At 59.2% G+C, this 19,185-nt stretch carries 13 protein-coding genes; 2 read left to right on the plus strand and 11 right to left on the minus strand.

The genetic code is table 11. The annotated features are described in order from the left end of the window. Window positions 1-44: 44 nt before the first annotated feature. Window positions 45-1,169, plus strand: coding sequence for a tetratricopeptide repeat protein (locus tag ACR3EN_RS17020; protein ID WP_480820953.1), 1,125 nt, complete (start codon window positions 45-47; stop codon window positions 1,167-1,169). A 189-nt stretch (window positions 1,170-1,358) separates the two neighbouring features. Beyond that, entirely contained in the window at window positions 1,359-3,572 is a 2,214-nt protein-coding gene (locus tag ACR3EN_RS17025) for an NADP-dependent isocitrate dehydrogenase (protein WP_480820951.1), read from the plus strand. Window positions 3,573-3,944: 372 nt separating this feature from the next. Here ACR3EN_RS17025 and ACR3EN_RS17030 read toward each other — a convergent pair whose 3' ends face one another. From ACR3EN_RS17030 to ACR3EN_RS17080, 11 genes are all read right to left on the minus strand, one after another. Beyond that, window positions 3,945-5,048, minus strand: coding sequence for a peptidoglycan-binding protein LysM (locus tag ACR3EN_RS17030; protein ID WP_480843212.1), 1,104 nt, complete (start codon window positions 5,046-5,048; stop codon window positions 3,945-3,947). A gap of 47 nt (window positions 5,049-5,095) precedes the next feature. Further along, window positions 5,096-6,358: a substrate-binding periplasmic protein gene (locus tag ACR3EN_RS17035; RefSeq protein WP_480820947.1), complete on the minus strand. Its 1,263-nt coding sequence runs from the start codon at window positions 6,356-6,358 to the stop codon at window positions 5,096-5,098. A gap of 23 nt (window positions 6,359-6,381) precedes the next feature. Beyond that, window positions 6,382-7,161 carry a PP2C family protein-serine/threonine phosphatase gene (locus tag ACR3EN_RS17040; RefSeq protein WP_480870368.1) on the minus strand — a complete coding sequence of 260 codons (780 nt, stop codon included), beginning with the start codon at window positions 7,159-7,161 and terminating at the stop codon, window positions 6,382-6,384. Beyond that, window positions 7,161-8,162, minus strand: coding sequence for an FHA domain-containing protein (locus tag ACR3EN_RS17045; protein WP_480870371.1), 1,002 nt, complete (start codon window positions 8,160-8,162; stop codon window positions 7,161-7,163). Before ACR3EN_RS17045 ends, ACR3EN_RS17040 begins: the two co-directional genes overlap by 1 nt. A 204-nt stretch (window positions 8,163-8,366) precedes the next feature. Next, on the minus strand, window positions 8,367-10,523 hold the full coding sequence (locus ACR3EN_RS17050; protein ID WP_480870374.1) for a serine/threonine protein kinase: 2,157 nt from the start codon (window positions 10,521-10,523) through the stop codon (window positions 8,367-8,369). Window positions 10,524-10,861: 338 nt separating this feature from the next. Next, a complete protein-coding gene (locus tag ACR3EN_RS17055; RefSeq protein ID WP_480820939.1) occupies window positions 10,862-12,148 on the minus strand; it encodes a dynamin family protein in 1,287 nt (428 codons plus the stop codon). Then, on the minus strand, window positions 12,145-14,184 hold the full coding sequence (locus ACR3EN_RS17060; RefSeq protein WP_480820937.1) for a dynamin family protein: 2,040 nt from the start codon (window positions 14,182-14,184) through the stop codon (window positions 12,145-12,147). The genes ACR3EN_RS17055 and ACR3EN_RS17060 overlap by 4 nt, the downstream gene beginning before the upstream one ends. Before the next feature lie 70 nt (window positions 14,185-14,254). Next, window positions 14,255-15,103: a hypothetical protein gene (locus ACR3EN_RS17065; protein ID WP_480870377.1), complete on the minus strand. Its 849-nt coding sequence runs from the start codon at window positions 15,101-15,103 to the stop codon at window positions 14,255-14,257. A 23-nt stretch (window positions 15,104-15,126) separates the two neighbouring features. Further along, entirely contained in the window at window positions 15,127-15,528 is a 402-nt protein-coding gene (locus ACR3EN_RS17070) for a hypothetical protein (RefSeq protein ID WP_480820933.1), read from the minus strand. A 38-nt stretch (window positions 15,529-15,566) separates the two neighbouring features. After that, window positions 15,567-17,174: a dynamin family protein gene (locus tag ACR3EN_RS17075; RefSeq protein WP_480820931.1), complete on the minus strand. Its 1,608-nt coding sequence runs from the start codon at window positions 17,172-17,174 to the stop codon at window positions 15,567-15,569. An 8-nt stretch (window positions 17,175-17,182) separates the two neighbouring features. Next, window positions 17,183-19,183, minus strand: coding sequence for a dynamin family protein (locus ACR3EN_RS17080; protein WP_480870381.1), 2,001 nt, complete (start codon window positions 19,181-19,183; stop codon window positions 17,183-17,185). Window positions 19,184-19,185: the final 2 nt, after the last annotated feature.

Genomic DNA, 19,185 nt, shown 5'->3' on the forward strand with positions numbered 1-19,185 from the left:
CGATACTATCTATAGTAGAGTTATTTATCAGAAGAGGAGTTTGAATGAAGGTCCGCCTTGCCGCAATAATCACTATCTGCATCGCCGCTCTGCTATGGTATTCCGAGCCTCTGAAGTCGGACGATCTACTTGCGCAATGCGTAAGCGGACACGACGCACCGTCTAATTCCATCGTGGCGTGTACTGCGCTAATTAGTACGAATGACCCTCGGCCAGAATACCAGTTTCTTTATTATTCAAAACGTGCTGAGGCACATTACCGGGCGAATATCTACGATAAAGCCCTGTCGGACGCGAACCACGCACTGTCCCTTACGCCTGGCAATTCCAGAATGCTCGTTTGGCGGGCTTACGCACATAATGCGCTTGGAGATCGGCAAGCATCGGATGCGGATTTTGAACAGGTATTGCGGATCAACAAAGACGATACTTATGCGCTATACAACAAGGCTAAGCTGCATTGTCAGCGCGGAGAAACTGGCTCTGCAACGCGCGACTACGAAAGAGTCTTGGCGATTGTGCCCGACCATCAGAGCGCGATGCAGGACCTCATTAACCTGCTTGCTGATCAAAGCGAATTTGAACGCGTTGAACAACTCCTCAATCAGGCTGCATTGGCGTGGCCCGATAAAGAATGGGTCTATACCTATCGCATTGGTTATGCGCTTCAGTATTCGGGTGATACAGACGTCGCTTTATCGACGGCAGAAAAGGCTGTTGAGCTTTTCCCAGAGTCGTCGACGGCACTTTTGTTTCTTGCCGCTACGAACTTCCGTATGGGATATGATGCCGATGGGATTGCGACTGTTGAAAAATACTTGGTGTTAGGTAACCAAAAACGGAACTTGTTTGAGAGACTGAAGCTAACGGTCTCGAGTTTGCTTTTGGTCGGGCAGAATACAGATTCGATCGCCCGTGCCGTTTTTTACGCTGGCGTCGGCAAGACTGACCTTGCAACAACTGAGATTAAGTCCTTTCTGGCAAACACAGGAGAGAACGGTCGCAAGATCGTATTGCGTGGCTTCAAAAAGGAGGGCTTCTTGATCTCGAAAGACGCGTCCGATGGTGTTCCGGAAGCGATGGATGCGCTGATTGCAGATTATGTCGCCAAGAAACAGGCTGAAGTCGGACTAAGTCACCTTGTCTTTCTTGACCGCCCCGGGATCTGAACCACCCCGTGTCAATATGCGCCTTCAAATACGATTGATCCCAAGCCCATCCTGATTTAAGGGATGCCCTGTCAAATCAGAGTCACCCGTGGGGCACAACTGCCCCGTTACGGCTCGGTGCCATTGAATCACGTTGGCACATACTCTTGGATCGCACGCCCCGAAAGGCTTTAAAAAAGGTAAGGGAATATGGCAGAAAATTCGAACTTCGATATATTGTATACCATTGTAGACGAAGCGCCCGAGCTGGCGAGCGCGTCGTTCCTGCCCATCATCCGCAAGTTCGCATCCGCCGCGGGTGTCAGCGTTGGCACCAAGGATATCTCGCTGGCCGGGCGTATCATCGCGACCTTCCCCGAGAACCTGACCGAGGCGCAGCGAATCACCGATGATCTGGCTGCTTTGGGTGAGCTGGTAAAGACGCCGGACGCCAACGTGATCAAGCTGCCGAACATCTCGGCCTCGGTCCCGCAGCTGGTAGCGGCTATCGAGGAATTGCAGTCGCAGGGCTATGATATTCCGAACTACCCCGAAGAGCCCTCGAGCGATGAAGAAAAGGCGATCCGGGCGCGCTATGACGCGATCAAGGGTTCGGCGGTGAACCCGGTTCTGCGCGAAGGCAACAGTGACCGCCGCGCGGCGCGGGCGGTGAAGAACTACGCCCAGAAGAACCCGCATTCGATGGGTACGTGGGCGTCGGACAGCAAGACCAAAGTGTCTTCGATGCCGGGCAATGATTTCTATGCCAACGAGAAATCGGCCACCATCACCGCAGCGCAGGCCGGAAACGCGAAGATCGAATTCGTGGGCAAAGATGGCGGCGTGACCGTCCTGAAAGACGGCTGGCCGCTGGAAGAAGGCACCGTGGCCGATGCGACCTTCATGTCGGTCAAGGCGTTGTCGGCGTTTCTGGCCGAGGCCATCGAAGACACCAAGGCAGACGGCACCATGTTCTCGCTGCACATGAAAGCCACGATGATGAAGGTCAGTGACCCGATCATCTTTGGCTATGCGGTCAAGGCATGGCTGGCCCCCGTGTTCGAGAAATTCGGCGCGGAACTGGATGCGCTGGGTGTGAACCCGAACTCTGGACTGGGCGATCTGCTGGAACGGGTTCAGGGCAATGCCGATATCATGGCCGCTATTGATGCGCTGAAAGGCGACCGCCCGTCCATGTATATGGTCGACAGTGACAAGGGCATCACCAACCTGCACGTACCGTCGGACGTGATCATCGACGCCTCGATGCCTGCGGTGATCCGTGCGGGCGGTAAGGGCTGGGATGAGACCGGTGCCAAGGGAGATACGAACTGCGTGATCCCCGACCGCTGCTATGCACCTGTTTATGATGAATCCATCAAGTTCTTCAAAGCCAATGGCGCGCTGAACCCGGCGACTGCCGGGGCCGTGGCCAATGTCGGCCTGATGGCACAGAAGGCCGAGGAATATGGCTCTCACCCGACCACCTTCCAGGCCCCGGCCGATGGCACCATCCGCATCGTTCTGGCCAATGGCGAGACGTTGCATTCCCATGAGGTCGAGCAGGGTGACATCTGGCGGTCCTGCACCGTCAAGAAAGCCCCCATCGAGAACTGGATCCAGCTGGCGATGGACCGTCAGCGCCTGACAGACTCCGAGGCGATCTTCTGGCTGGACGCAAACCGCGCCCATGACGCGGAACTGATCAAATACGTCAAACCGGCGCTTGAGGCGGCTGGCGTGGCTGACAAGTTCCTGATCATGGCCCCGCGCGAGGCGACCCGCCAGTCGCTTGAGACCATCACGGCCGGCAAGGACTCAATTGCCATCACCGGCAACGTGCTGCGGGATTATCTGACCGACCTGTTCCCGATCCTGGAACTGGGCACTTCGGCCAAGATGCTGTCGATCGTCAAGCTGATGAATGGCGGTGGTCTGTTCGAGACAGGCGCGGGCGGTTCAGCGCCGAAACACGTCCAGCAGTTGGTCGAGGAAAACCACCTGCGCTGGGACTCGATGGGTGAGTTTTGTGCACTGGGTGAATCCCTGAACTTCCTTGCCGACAGCAAGGGCAACGCCAAGGCCGGTGTTCTGGGTGCCGCTGCCGAAGCCGCGACGCAGGGCATTCTGGACAACAACAAATCACCCAGCCGCAAGGTCGGTCAGCCGGATAACCGCGACAGCCACTACTGGTTCGCCCGCTACTGGGCCGAGGCCCTGGCTCAGCAGACTGATGATGCAGCGCTTGCGGCCCAGTTCGCGCCGTTGGCTCGGGAACTGGCTGCCAAGGAAGACCAAATTCTGTCCGAGCTGGCCGCAGCGCAAGGTGCGGCTGCGGATCTGGGTGGGTACTATCACACCGATCCGGTCAAGGCTGCGGCAGTGATGCGCCCCAGCGCAACCTTGAACGCGATTATCGGCTGACGCCCAGTTCCCCACTGGCTCAAAGCAAACGAAATCCGGCCCCTTCGGGGCCGGTTTTTTTGTTCGCCCCAATAAGAAAAGGGTCGGCCCCCATAGCCAACCCTTTTCTGAGTGAGTGGCGGGGCTGACGCCTCACCGGTGCAGTTAATGGTATCCTACGCTTATTGATCGCGCTGAACATTGGGGGATTCCCGTATGAAGGCCGCTTTTATGCGCTAGATACAGTATTTGAAACACTTATGTTCATACAATTTGGCAAATACCTCGCGATTCGAACCACGGCGTTCGCCAACGCTGCATAAAACCAGCGGGCATAAAAAAGGGGCCGGTCCTTGGACCGGCCCCCAAAAAATGGTCTTTTCGACCGAGGGATCAGTTGGATGCTGCGTTCAGCTTTTCGTTCTGTTCGCGCAGCGTGTCCGAGATGATCGCGTACCACTCACCGGATTCCCGCATCTCGACCAGGCCCTTGTTCATCATGGCGATGTACTCGCGCGCGAAGGGGTTGGTGCGGTGCGCAAGGAAGCTCATCGAGGACAGGGTCGAGACATAAGGGTTCTCGACGATGTCGCTCGACGTCAGACCCATATCCTTCATGGTCGAGGCGAAGAGTTCGACTTCGAATGCGGCCACATCTGCGGTACCGGTCAGAACCGCATCGAGGCATTCGCGGGCCGAGTTCGGCTGCACGACCGAGGTATTTGTGTGGTTCAGGCCAACTTCTTCCAGAACAACCATGCTCCAGCCTGCCATGCGGCAGATGGTCGAGCCCTCAAAGTCCGAGAAATCAGTGGCACCGGCATATTCGCTTTCGGGCAGGGTGAAGAAGCCCCCCACAACGTCGTAGACCGGAACGGACGCAACAAACTGCGTGCAGCGTGCTTCGGTTTCTGCCGACCACTCATACGAGCGGTTGGTGCAATCCGGGATCGTCCATGCGATCGAAATGTCAAACGCACCAAGCGGCAGAAGGGTGTCCAGATGCGAGCTCCAGTCATCCACAAAGCTAACCGAATAGTCGCGGCTGTTGCCCGCGCGCTGCAAGCTGGTTGTTGCAAGACGGGTCATGATACCGCCACCGCTCAGCGCTTCTGTGGTGAAGGGTTCCCAGCCGTTGCCCGCGACCATCTTGATCGGCGGAGCATAGACGTTCGAGCGTTTTACGCTGGCCGCACGTTGTTCTTCGGCTGCGATCACTTCCTGAGCGCTGCGGCCGTTTGGCAGACTGCCATCCTCACAGGGCAAGGCCAGAACCAGACCGGGCTCTAGCGCGCCCGGGTTGGTGATTGCGTTGCGGTTCGCGTTGAAGATGGGCTGATAGTTCGACGTACCGTAGGCTGCGATAGCGATGGTTGCCATCGTGTCTCCGTCCTGAACGGTGTAGTTGGTGCAGGCCTCTTGCGCAGCGGCGGCACCTGCGCTCAGGGTCGTCACGGCCGATGCTGAGAGCAGTGCCTTCTTAAGTGTCTTGTTCATCATGTCCTCGTCCTCCAGACTTTTGTTTTGTCAGGCCAATTGGGGCCTTAGCCATTTTCCATTTGATAGCGCAGGGCGGTCGACACGATGTCGCGCCATTCGCCGGATTGCTGCATGATCGTCAGACCCTGGTTGAGCGTCTCAAGGATCGCTTCCCCATCCGGATTATCTTTGTGGGTCATGACGTTAAGCGACTTAATTGCCGCCAGGTTGGGGTTTTCGATGATCTGATGCTCGTAACCCAGACGGCTGATGGCCTCGACCGCCAGATGGGCCTCGATGGCGACGATATCGGCGCTGCCATCCATGACGGCGTGGAAGCAGTCGTCAGGCGACACCGGGCGCATCAGGGTGATTGCGGGCTCATACAGGCCCACCGCATCCATGTGCGACAAGGACCAGCCTTCGGGGCGGCAGATCGTGGTATCCGCAAAATCCGCGTAGGTCAGAGTTTCTTCATAGCCGGAGCCATCTTTCGCGAAGAACGTATCGACGACTTCGTAAAACGGGTTCGAGAAGTTATAGGTTTCGCAGCGGTTGCGGTCGCTTTCCGACAGGGCCTCGGCCTCTTCACAGTTCGGGCGGGACCAAGGAAAAGTCGCATCAAAGGCCAGCGTTGGCATCAACAGATCCAGATGCGAGGACCAGTCATTGACGAACTGAATCTTGTATGGCTGCTCGGGCGCGGCCCGCAGCATCGCGGTCTCGACCAGATCGGTGTAGAGACCCCGGTTCGGCAGCGCCTCGTCCGTGAAGGGGGCATAGTTGCCGCCGGTGATCAGCAGCAATTGGCGATCGCGAATCTCGGGCTGCGCGCCGCCATCGGCGTTGCGGATCAGGGCCGCACCTTCGGCGCGGGCGGCTTCGATCTCTTTCTTGGCTTCGGCCTTGGCCGCGATCACAGCGTCTTCGCTGGCTTTCTTGGCCTCGGCTTCAGCGGCGGCCACGCGGGCTTCGGCCTCGGCGATGGCTTTTGCAGCACGTTCTTCCGCAGCTTTGACCAGTTCCGAGGCCATTTCAGCCGCCATGCGGCCCGCTTCGGTATCGGGCAGTTCTGGTGCGCGGCCGATGTCTTCCAGACACGGGAAGGTCAGAACGTCACCGACCCGGATGATGTTGGGGTTCGAGCCGATGACATCGCGGTTGGCGTCATAGATGAACCGGTAATCCTCGGTCGCGTAGACTTGGATTGCCAGTTCGCGCAGGCTGTCGCCGCGCTGGATCTCATAGGTCGAACACGCCTCTTGCGCTGACGCCGCCCCTGTTGCGGCCGCAAGAGCCAGGCTGGATATGATCAGATGGGTTCTCATGTTGTCCTGTTTCTCTGCCTTGTTTATGTCTGCGCCGGTTTGATCACGGCGATTGAAATATTGTCCTGATCCGGGTCCGCCTTGGCGTGCAGCGCCTGCAGCAGCGCATCCGCAATGTCGCGGGCGGGCGCGTGAACATGCGCCTGCAGCAGGCCCTCGATCTCAGGATTGCTGAGATATTGCAGCCCGTCGCTGCCGAGGATCACTACGTCTGCCGGGGTGAGCGCCAAAGGCTCTTCGGGGCAATCCACCTTGGGAATGGCCGCCCCCATGATGACCGAGGTCAGCTGGTTGCGATCCGGATGAGCTTGCGCCTCGGCCTCGCTCAGCAGGCCTTGCGACATCTGAGCGTCAATCATCGGGGCCATCGAGTGGTCCTCGTTCATCTGGCTCAGGGTTCCATCGCGGAACAGGTAGAGGGGGCTGTCGCCGATCGAAATCCAGAACAGGTTCTGATCGATCAGCAGGGTGCCCAGCAGGGTGGACCCCAGCCGGACCCCGGAGGTTTCGCCATGGCTGGCCACCTGGGCATTTGCCTGCATGGCTGCCATGGGCAGGGCGTCGAGCAGAGCACCCTTCGTCACGTTGGCGTCTTCAAGCTGCGTGTCCAGCGCCTCTTGCCAGGCGGCGATCACAAGCTCGGATGCGACTTCGCCCGCGTCATGCCCTCCCATGCCATCGGCGATCACGACATAGCCGGCATTGGCCGAGTCAAAGACCCGCGCGGCAATCGCGTCTTCCTGCGTCTCGCGCTGACCCTGGTCCAGGATCAGGGCGATGTCATATGCAGGGGTCGCCAGCATCAATCGGCATCCCGCCAGTCAAAGCCATCGTCGCAGAAGGCGGTAAAGCGGATTGAAGTCTCGCTGATGCGGATCAGGTCGCCGCTGGACAGGGCAATGGTGCTGAGCACCGGCTTGCCGTTCAGACGCACAAGGTTCGCCTTGCCGCCATGACCCAGATAGCATTTCCGGTCTTCGGGGTCATAGGCGATCACAGCATGGTTGCTGCGCGAGATACCGGTATCGCCGAAATCAAGCTGGATGGCCTGATCGTCGTTGCGACCGATCTGCATTAACCCTTCGGTCAGGGTGATGCTCGCGCCACGACCGGGACCGGAGGTGACAACAAGCCAGCCGACCGGGAAGGTCTGCTGTGCGGCCTCGGTCTTGGCGACCGGTTCGGCGGTTTCGATCAGTTCCTGAACATGCGTATCGGCGCGTTCAAAGCCCAGAAATGTTGTTTTCACACGCGAACGACGGTCTTCTACGGGGGCAGGCGCAGGGGTTGGAGCAGGCGCTTCGGCCACCGGCGTCGGTTCGGGCTGTTCGTCAACCGGTTCAGGGGTCGGCTCTGGTGCAGGCTCTGCAACAACTTCCGGCTCAGCCGGTGCTTCGTCGATGGTTTCCGGCTCGGGCGCTGCTGCCTCTTCGGCCACCGCGGCCAGTATGTTGTTTTCCTCGACATCTTCAACCGCGTCCTCGGGGCTGAGGTGAAGGGTGACGATCTGGTCATCTTCCTCTTCTGCGACGGTCTCGGTGGCGATCTCTTCTTCTACTTCGGCAGTTTCAGCTGCTTGCTCCTCGGCAAACTCAGTCATCGCCTCTTCGGGGATCAGCTCATCGGTGTCCTCATAGCTTTCAGAGGCCATGTTGCCGCCACCAAGTGCGGCGCGCAGGGCGTTGAAATCCGCGATCGGTTCAGGCTTTTCTTCCTGCACCGCCTCGACGTCGGCGGTTTCTTCTTCTTTCGGTTTGCCGGCACCTTCGAGAAGCCGGCTCAGAGGGCTTTTATATTTGAACATGGTGTCGACACCTTTTTGAATTCTGGCACGGGGATCATCCCGCGGGGCTGCTACAAACCATTGCGCAACGCGCGCAAAGGCACTGATGAAAGGGAAACGAAGATACTGGTAATGTCGCGACGGGCCGGTTCCCGACGGGGTGAGGTTGTTGCCGTCACCCTCAGCACACACACGCTGGCGAATTTCACAAATAACCGGTCTGAATTACTCCTGCGCCAACGGCATAACCGCCGTGCTTTCTCCACCGTTGCGCATCACGCTCAGGCGCGCCTGTGGCTCGTTGTCCGACACAAGCTGCGCCAGGATGCCATCGAGGCTTTCCGGCTCGTCCACGGCAATTCCGGTCAGCGCCTCGCGCAGCAGCACATCGCCGCGCTGCAGGCCGCCTGCGGCGTCTTGTGGAACCTGAGTCACCACGGTTTGCCATCCGGCATCCCCTGAATGGCGGACGTCGAAACCATATCCGTTTTGCAGGCCGAACATGCGGTATGCGGGCAGGGCCAGCAGGCCGTTCTGCGCCCGGGTCTGGCCCAGCGGGCGATAACGCGCTGCGACGCGGATGTATCCATCAGGATCGACCGTGAAATCATTCAGGACCTGCGCTGCAAGCGAGGCGTTTGCCTGAATGGGTTCACCGTTCAGCGTGAAGATCGTCGCGCCGCGCTGCACCCACTCTCCGATCACCGCCATATCCTGGCCCGCTTCGACGCCATTGATGGCGATGACGTTGCCGGTGGAGCTGCGGCGCTTGGACATGGTGAACGGAATTTCGACATCCCAATGGCCAAAGGCTACCTGATCGGGAGCCAGATCCACGGGTGTGGTCGGGGCCTGAGCAGTTTCGACAGGCGCTGCCTCAACCGCGACGGTATCCTGGGTCGCGGGCGGCGTTTCTTCCACCGGGGCTTCGGCCACAGCGGGCTCGTCCAGCGCGGTTTGTGCCTGCTCGACAGGTTGATCTTGCGCTGATTCCGGTGCCAAAGCAGGTTCGGCCTGTTGCGGCTCTGTTATGGCTTCGGCGGTCTGCTCGACCGGTTCCGGCTCGGTTGCGACAGGTTCAGGAACCTCTGCCGCAACCTGCGTTGCCTCGGGCGTCGACTGATCGCCCGACATAACGAAATACCCTCCGGCGGCCAATGCGGCGACCACCACCGCTGCCCCCGCAATCATCTTGCCGCTGCCGCCCGACCCGCTTTTCACGACCGTATCGACGGCTGCAACTTCTTGTTCTTGAGGGGCGAACTTGGCCAACTCGTCCTCGGATTTATCCTCGTTGCCCAGTACCAGATCCGAGTTTCCGGCCAGCAGGGCGGTCACGACGGCCTCGGCGTTTTCGCTCTCGGCTTTGATGCGCTCTTTCTCGGCCTTTTCGTCCTGCCGATCCATGCCGACGATGACCGACACAGGGCGATATGCGAAGGAGTCGAACATCACGCCGGGGCCGCGGAACATGCGCAGCCAGTCCAGCGCCGATTGCAGGCGGTCGGTGGCGTGCACCTCCATCGCTTTGTCGATCGCCTCAAGGAACCCGTCCGGGTAGCCTTTGAAACGCCCGGTCAAGGGCTCATACGGATCGTCCTGCCCGTTGTTGAACGCGTTCAGACGGGTCTGACCGTCAATCGGGCGTTCACCACTGATCGCGTGATATAGCGTGGCGGCCAGCACGTAGAGGTCGCTGCTGGGCCCTTGTTCCGCGCCGCGCACGTAGAATTCATGAGGCGAATAGCCGTCCTTGATCACACGCAGAGTCAACAACGCGGCCGACTTGTGTGCGGCCTGTTCGCGTGCAGCGCCAAAATCAATCAGGACCGGTTCGCCATTTTCATCGATCAGGATGTTATCCGGCGAGATATCACGGTGGAGCATGCCGCTCTGGTGGATGAACGAAACCGCCGAGAGCATCTTTTCGGTGACCTGAATGATGAAATCCGGGCCACTTTTGTTGTCCGGGTTTTCGACATAATCCAGCAGGTCACAACCCCGGATCAGGTCCATCGCGATATAGGCGGTGTTGTTATCCTCGAACACCTGATGCACGTCGACGATATTGGGGTGGACCAGCCGCGCATGGTTGCGGGCTTCCTGAATGAACAGGTCGATAATTGCGCGCAAGTCATCCTTGTGATCGGGGTTGGCCGGTTCGACGACATCACCGCTGCGCCGGCACAGGGCACCCGGATAGCATTCCTTGATCACAACTTCTCGGTCGAGGCTGTCCTTGGCCAGATAGGTGATTCCGAAACCGCCATTGCTGAGAAAACGGAGGATTTCATACTGACCGCGCAGCAGCTTCGCGCCGGGTTGCAGTCCTTCGATCTGAGGTTCGTCGTGCGTTGCGCCGACAGCCTGGTTGTGGCTCATATCTTCCCGCCCATTTCATACGTTTTGCGGCATAGATAACTGGGGCTTCAGCCCGCGAACTCACAACCAAACACAACCGCAGGACACTTGAGACGGTTAGACGTTTCAAATTTGACTTTATTGGGGCCGCCTGATGGCTTCACTAAGGATCAAAGAATCGCAAATAGACGATATAGTGCCGATATTTGATTGCGGCACAACATATTGTAAACTTATGGCGAAAATCTTGGAGTCTATCCTGCCGAATTCGCCAGTTGGTCCACGGATTCGAAACAATGGCGGCGTGATTCTTGCCGCCTCGAATCGCTGCATTGCGGCTCAATTTTAGCGGGTAAGGCTCAGGTGCCCGTTCTGGGCGGAGCTGACGCGACCGTGCTTCCGGCCCAGGCGAGGTTGTCGCTGAGTTGTGCGAGGATGCTGATGGCGTCCTTCAGAGGCGCATCGCCGCTTTCGAACTGAAGCAGCAACAGCAAGTCTGTGGCCTTCTCGAATTCTGCCGGAATCCAGTCGGCGTCGGGGTCAATCTCCTGACCTGACTCGAGCCGTTCGGCGAAATCCTCGACGATCTCCTGACAGCTTTGCAGGAATGCGGCTGGTTCGATCTCCGAGCTTTCGCGGAGGTCGTCATAAATGCTGGCAATCGCCGCAAGCCAGTCTTCGAGGATCGGGTTATCCAGCGGGGGCAGGGCGGATTCCAGACTGGTGTGAACTGCCTGACTGTCCGTATTCGAGGTGTCGGTTGCGTCACCGCCCAATTCTTCCAGATAAGGCAGAAACTCCTGCGCCAGGTCCTTGCGCGCGGCTTCCAGGTCGTGCTGGCGATGGTCTGAGGCGATCTGAAGCACCTGCTCGGCCAGGGTCTGACCGCCACAGCTTTCCCAGAGTTCAAAATCAGGCTCAGGTTCCTGTTCCATGGCGCGTACGGCCACGGGCGTTCCGATGGGCACGACCGCGCGGAACAGGCCCTCTTTTTCCTTATTCAGGCGACCAAGAACCCGATCCAGGGCGTCACGCACTGGCGGCAGGTCGGCATGGGTGACGGCCAGCAGGCTGTTGTCACGCAGCTTTTGCGGGACTTTCGACCACAGATGCCGCTCGGTCTCGCGCCAGGCATTGGTGCCATTGGTGCACCAAATCGCGCAGTCGACATATTCCAGCAAGTTCAACGTCTGCTCATATGACTCGTCGAGAGACCCTGCGCCGGGCAGGTCAAACAACGAGATTTCCTGCAGGGCAGGGGTGTTCAGCCCGACCGAGATAAAATCGGGATTGTCGGCCGCCGCTTTTTCAAGCGCGATGCCGGAATAGACCTTGGGTTCCTTGTCCCACCAGCCGACGGTGGTTTCGGGCGCATCGGCATAAGCCACGATGACCAGAGGCAGCTTTAGGTGCTGTGGGCCGGTGGGCAGGATATCAGCGCCCGCCAGCATGTTGGCGAGGCTGGATTTGCCCGCGCCGAACTCCCCGGCGAACCCGATTGACACCGCGTTCGACAACCGCTCGGCATGGGCCAGAGCGCGGGCGCGCATCTCGTCCAAGTCCGCTGATGCGGGTTGCTTTTCGGTGACGGTCAAAAAGCGCTCCAGCTGGCGCACTTCCTGCTCGGTTCCGGGGAATTCAATCATTCTGCAGCCTCTGCCTGTCGCGTATCTGCCGATGCGGTACCCTGCACCGACCCCAGCTCATCCGTGATGCGGCGCGCCTGATCCACTGCGCGCTGCGCTTCGGCGCGGGCATTGGTGCCGCCACCGGTTCGATGTTCCAGATGCCCGGCCAGTAGCGCCAGATAGTGATCCAAAACGGTTTGCAACCGTTCTGTCAGATCACTGCGGGCAGTGTCCACCAGATCATCGCCGATCATCTCAAATTCCTGCACGATCATCCGCTCGGCCCGGTTCAGAACACTGCGGCGCGAGATCAGACGCGACAACCAAGTGACGCGCAGCTCAACCGTGATGCCACGGGTCAGGGCGGTCGTGTCGGGGCGGAACCAGCGCACCGCGCTTGTGTTCATGCGGTTATCCACCGGTTCTTGCCAGCCGGGCAGGGCGCGGAGGGCGGCGTTGCTTTGCATGTCGATGGCGTAAAGCTCGCTCAGCATGCGCTGGCGCACGACTTGAGTTGCGCCCTGCACCAGTTCGCGCATCCGTTCGCGCAGGGGGGTAAAATTCAGCTCGGTATCGCCGTTCTTGGCCAGCAGCGGCGATTGCCCGTCCGGGCCGCGTACCACGATCGACACCGCTTCGGACACCGTGTCGTCCATCACGCCGCGCAAGTTGGCCAGTACGTCGTCCATATCTTTGGTGATCGCCTCGGTCTTGTCGGCGACCAGCGCGCGCAGCTCAGCCAGTGTTTGATTGTTTTCATCGGCATCTGCGGCGTCTGGTTCAACCTGCGCTTCGATCGCCCGCAAATGGGCGGTGCTGCGCTCAAGCTCACCCTGCGCAAAGCTGTTGAGGTGCTGCCATGCCATATGCAATTGCTCGTGCCTTGGACCCTCGGTCAGCGCCTTGGTGACGTGACGGCGCAGATCGGGCAGACCCGAGGCGATCATCGCAGCAAAGCGCAACACGCCTTCACGGCTGATCGGGCCGGGGCCTTGCTTGATCTCTTCGACGCCGGACAGGTATTGCTGCATCTGTTCGGGATGGGCGCGCAGCCAGGCCAGAATCTCGTCGTGATCGATGCCGGTTTCGTCCCCGGTCAGGGCGTAATGCGCCCATTGGGCACTGCCCATCAGCACATCGATATCCGCATTGCCAAGGGCCTGTTCCAGCCCGTCCATCACATCAGCACGCACCTTCGAGGCATCTTCGGCCCCGCCGCCCAACTCGTCCACGCGGTTGATGAAAACCACGATCTGCCCCAGCTCCAGCGCCTGCATCAGACGGAACAGCTTCAGGTCCGCTCGCGACAGGGCCTGATGCGCTGACAGGACAACCACGAAGAAATCGGATTCCTTGAGGTACTGGCGCGAGATCTCTTCGCGGATCAGCAGCGGGTCATTGACGCCGGGCGTGTCGGTGACGGTGATCGGATACGGAAAATGGCCGATGTCAAAATAGACCTCGGCCTTGCGGGTGATATCGCTGTACAGACCCCGGTCTGAACCGGGATCGTGCTGACCTTCTTCGGTGGGATCATCCCCGGCGCAGACATAGCGCGCCAGATCGTCCGTCGTCAGCTCATCCAGATCGTGATGCTGGCCCAGCAGGTGCTTATAGCTTTCACCCAAACGCAGTTTGGCGCGGGTTTTCATCGCCTCGACCTGTTCCTCGATCATCTCGCGCTTATAGCTGTCCTCTTCATCAGGGAACATGTTGCGCAACTCTTCGCCCTCGGCGATCAGCGCCTGCCATTGGCGGTTGTCAAAGAAATGGAACTCGGCGCCCGAGGTGCGGCCCGAGGGGTGCCCGAAATGCATGTCGGTGATGACGGTGGTCCAGGGGTTTACGTCCGAGGGCAGATACTCTGCCTGACCAGTGAAGCCATTGATCAGGCGCGATTTCCCGGCCTTGATCTGCCCGACAAAGGCGATCGAGGGCTTCAGGTTCGACAGGTCGTCGACAATCCGCGAGATGAACTGACGGGTTTCGTCGTTGCTCATCTCGTTCATGTCTTCTGCGATGCGAATAAGCTCGCGGCGGTTCAGTTCACTCATAAGATTTACCCTGGTAACTCGTATTTTAGATTTAGTTTTACAAAATGGACACTATTGGGCGGGATCGCGGTCATTCGACGGCGGGTTTCAAGGACTTCCACAGGTTGACGACAGCCCCCAGTTTGCGAGCGTCATGGAGCGCGGCGGCGGTTTGTTGGCCATCGGTAACAACGGCAAGTCCCGCTCCCTGACCCCCCGAAGGTCGCATGACGATCAGCTGAGGCGACGACAGGGCGTCGGCCCCATCGGTCTGCCAACCTGCCAGATCGCGGGCGAAACGGGCCAACAGCTCGGGACCGGGATGGGCGGGCTGATCCGGGGCGCAGAGGCCGTCAAATACGGTGTCTTGGTCAGAGCCCATCAGTACACGCCCCAGAGCGAACCGATCAGAACCCGCGTAGAACTGGGTGGCAATGCTGGCATTGCTCGCTGGCTCGGCCTCGGTCTCCGGTTCAGCGTCCGGCACGATCGACATAAGCGGTTCATCCGGTAGGTCGATCCGGGCACAAGCGGCTTTTATTTCGGAATAGGTGATGCCGACATCATCGGCCTCAAGCGCCGCATCGGGGCGCAGCGAGACGAGTTCAAGCGGTCCCGCGGCGGTTGCGATTTCCGTTACCAGCCGCGCCAGCTGCTCGGTCAGGTCTTCGCGGGCTTCGGTCTCGAAATCCGGCACCGGCCCCGTGGCGCAGCGGAACACATCGGTGATGCGGGAACTGTTGACCTCAATCGCCAATACCGCGCCATCTGCGGCGGTGAATTCTAGCCGCCGCGGCAGAATGGTGCCCCGGATCGTGTCCAGCACCTGACCCCGGCGCAACTGAGCACTGTCGCCCGCAAGGTAGGTGGCTGGAGACAGCCTGGCCACCGATGAGCGCCCGATATCTTCGAGCATCTCAAGAATTTCACTGTCCATCATGCCGTGACCCCCTCTGGTCCCGTCTAAACCGCCGCCGCCACCGGCCCAAGGCTGAGATGTGATTTCGTTAACGCAAGCCCGACATTTGCGCTGTCGCGGCAGATATAGCACACCACGTGATCAGGATATTCCCGGGTCCTGAGGAAGATGTGCAGACGATCATTGGAAAACACCGCGATTTCCCCAAATCCAGGGTGTTCCGTGTCGTCAATCTGCGCGGCGCGCAAAAGATCCTCGAACCCTTTGACGCCGCGCCCCTGAAACAGGTTCGCTACGGCCAGCGCCAGATGATCCAGCGCATCCGCAATGTCAGAGTCCGATGCGTGGGTGCCCAACAGCATCCCGGTCTCCATATCAAGATACCCGGCTGCTACGCAGTCGGGTATGGTCTCGATGGCCGAGGACAGAGCAGCGTCAATCGACATGACGTCGCCTGCCTGTGCAAATCGCCCTCATCTGCAGGTCAAACAGCATGCCATTCCGCTCCGCCAGTGGTGCCGGGTTCGGGAACCGCGCGCGGCATCTCTTTGTCAATGCGGGCACTGTGTTCGCGTGCGATCTCGTCAAACTCGGTCAGGAAGGCGGCAAATGCGCTTTGCAGACCCTTTGCATCGTCGGGCAAGGACTCGGTTGCAACGATTTCATTCCACATCGCGAACGCACTGAGTGGTTCGGACGCCTCCGGTGCATCCTCGATGTCCTCATCCGCGTTCATCGAAACCACCTGAACGGGGGCCAGAGCGTTCGATTCCGGTTCCGGCTCATAATCCTCGGCTTCGGCTTTGGATTGTTCAGACAGCAGCGCGGTGATCGACGAGACCGAGGATTCGATACCCGAGGGTCGCGTGTCTTCGTGGGTTGCTTGCGCAGTCTCATCTTCCTGCGCCACAGCGTCGGATGCTTCGGATTCCGGGCCAAGAACGATCAGCTCTGCCTCGTCTTCATCCTCCTCGTCATCGTCCATAAAGTCGAATTCGTCCACATCGGTGACCGGGTTCGCCAGCAGGTTGAGGTCCAGCAATTCCTCTTCCTTATCGGCGAAAAGGGCGCGCAGGTCTTCGTCGGCGGGTTCCGCCTCGGCTTCCATTTCGGCGCGCAACCGTTCGGCTTCACCGGCATCGATCCGGGGCCGCTCGGTCTCATCTGTCCGGCGTTCCACGCGGGCCGGGCGCACTGGGAAGTTGGTGACCACATCGCCAGTCTCAGAGGATGTCTCGACCGGATCGACCAGTTTCAGCGGCGTGTCTTCGTCAGTTTGGGCGGGGCGCATCGGTGCCACTTTCGACGCATCTGACAGGGTTTTGTCGATCTGATAGCGCGCCAGCATGTCGGCACGGCTGTCCATGATCTGTTCGGTGATCTCAAGAAAACTGTCGACCATCTTGCCGCCACCGCTGCGCGCCCAAAGCTCGGCATCGCCGGTTTTGTCCCGCGCCAGAATGGCATCGCGGGCGGAAAACAGGATGGTGCGGTTAAACAGATGCCCGGCCTCGCGGTTGACGCGGCGCAGCACCTTCTGGCGGTCTTTCTGATTCAGGGCATCTGCGCGGGTGACCAGCAGCAACGATTTGTGCTGCAGACGTTCAGGCAGCGATACCCAGGTGGCACGCTCGGTCTCGCGCCAGGCTTGCGTCGAATGTGTGCACCACAGAACGCCATTGGCCTGACCAACGGCGCGTTGCCACACATCGGTCGAGATCTTCGGGTCCGAGATGCCGGGCGTATCGATCAGATCGACGGCCTCAAGAATGTCAGCCTCAAGGAAAATCCGCACGAACTGCGCATCGTTGACGCCGACCTGTTCAAGCTGATCCAGCTCGATCGTCTGCGTGCTGCCATCGTGGCGCTTTATGTAAGCAGGCCGGTTGCCCCAGCTAAACCAGATCGGCGGCAATTGCGTGGCAGTGACCTGCGTCGGCAGGGCCTGCTTACGCAGAAGAAAGTTCATCAGTGTCGATTTACCTGCACTGAATTCTCCCATAAGCGCAAACACGGGTTTGCGGCGGGACCACTGCTCGATGCGGTTCCAGGCTTTGGGAGAGACGAAGCGGGTTGTTGAATCTTTTACCATAACTCTTCTTATGCTGCTTCGTTACTAAGGTCTTTCAGGATGTCGCCCAATATATCGTCACGCGACTTTTGCGGCTTCTGCTCGGCCACTTGCGCTGCCGCCCTTTCCGGCGATTGCGAGATGCTGAGCAGTGTGTCTTTCTGCTCAGTCATGAAGTCACTCAGGACGGCGCGGACGTTTTCCAGAACGGCTGCGATCTGGTTTTCCTCGATATCCTTGGTGATTGAATTCGCCTCGGACGCAATCAGACGAGTGTAGTCTGCGGCATAGGCTTCAAACCCCTTGCGTTTTTGCCACCACCGGCGCCACCAAGTGCTTTGCAGATCCAGCGCTATGGTGCGGCCGATACCCAGCGGTGGTGGGACGCGCGGCACAATCGGGGCTTCGATGTTGAACTCGCCCAGATGGTTGCCTAGCAGCTTCTGATATAGTGCCTCGACATCTGCTGCCGCAGCGGAATAGAGCGCACTGGCATCTTTGCGCATTGCACGGGCAAAGCTGAAGTAAGCCGCCTTCTGCAATGTGCGCAGGCCTGCAGGGTCGTATTGCCATGTGCCCTGCTCGCCATTCTGTTCCAAATGCGCGATCAGCGAATCCGTGGCGCGTTTGACAAAGTTGGTCTCGGCCGAAGCCAGCCGTTCCAGCACCTTGTCGCGCAGCTTGGTTGTCAGGTCCGAAACCTTCTTTTCATACTCAGCCGACACCGTCGCGATCGCCTCTTCCGGCGAAACACCATCCAGATCGCGCACAATACCATCCGTGTTCGACAGCGTTTTGGCCACGGCGGTCGCCCTGATCTGGCTGGCGATGTTGCGCGCCCTGTGGCGCACACGGTCCAGCAGTCGGGTCCCTGCCCCCTCGGCAATGCGTTCGTTCATCGCCAGCAACAAATCCGGCAGCCCCGATAGCGCCCAGATCTTGTCCAGCGACGCCGCCTGATCGCCGAAACCTGCGGCCAGATAGAAGGTGTTCAGCGCGTCGCGCGATTCCTCGGTCAGGATATCGGGATTGCCGGTCAACGCGGCCTCGGCCCATAGTGCGCTGCCGAAAACGATGCTGGTGTTAGTGTCGATGTTGTTCTGTTTCAGCGTGTCCTGAATACGGTCACGGATTTCGGGAACCTGCGTGACCGGATCGGACAGCTCGTCAATGCGGTTGACGAACAGGATGATCTGCCGGTTCTCGAACTGCGCAATGATCCGCATGAGCGCCATATCCATCGTGGTCAGTGCCTGACTTGCGGCCAACACCACCACACAGACCTCGGACCCGCGCAGACTGCGCAGTGTGATCTGCTCACGCACCATGAAGGTATCGTTCACACCGGGCGTATCGCAGAGTTTCAGCGAAATCGGATACTGCGGAATATCCATGAACAGCTCGGCTGATTTCGTGACGTCGGCAAAACGGCCCGTCTTGGGATTGATATCCGGGTCATCTTCATCGCCAAGGCAAACATAACGCTGGATCAGCTCGTCGTCGAAATAGTCATACTGGTGGCTCTGCCCCAGAATCAGGTCGAAATGTTTGCCCAGGCGATCCTCGGACTTGGCCTTCATTTCCCCGATCTGGCGGCGGATATCATCCATCTCGTCATCGGCGCCGGCGCGATTGGCAAGCTCGCCCAGACGGCCGCCACCGACCATCAGATTGTCCCATTCTTCCTGTTCGAAGAAGGTGAATTTCGACCGGGTGTCGCCCTCGGTCCGGGTATTGATGTTCAGCGTGGTCACCACGGATGTCCACGGGTTCACATCCGAAGGAAGCAGATTGGGCCGCCCCGCCAGTATATTCACGATCGAGGATTTCCCGGCTTTCACCTGCCCCACCAGCGTGACACTGGCGGTGAAGTTCTCCATCTTTGTTTTCAGCGTTGCCAGCCGTGCTGAGGAGCGCGCATCCGCCACCTCTGTCAATTGGTCGATCTGCGTCGTCAACGAGGTCATTGCCTCTGTCATCTCTGACAGGGCCTCGTTTCCTACAGACAGAAGGTGGTCATTGCGCGCCATTA

This window comes from Ruegeria sp. G7, from assembly GCF_056535465.1.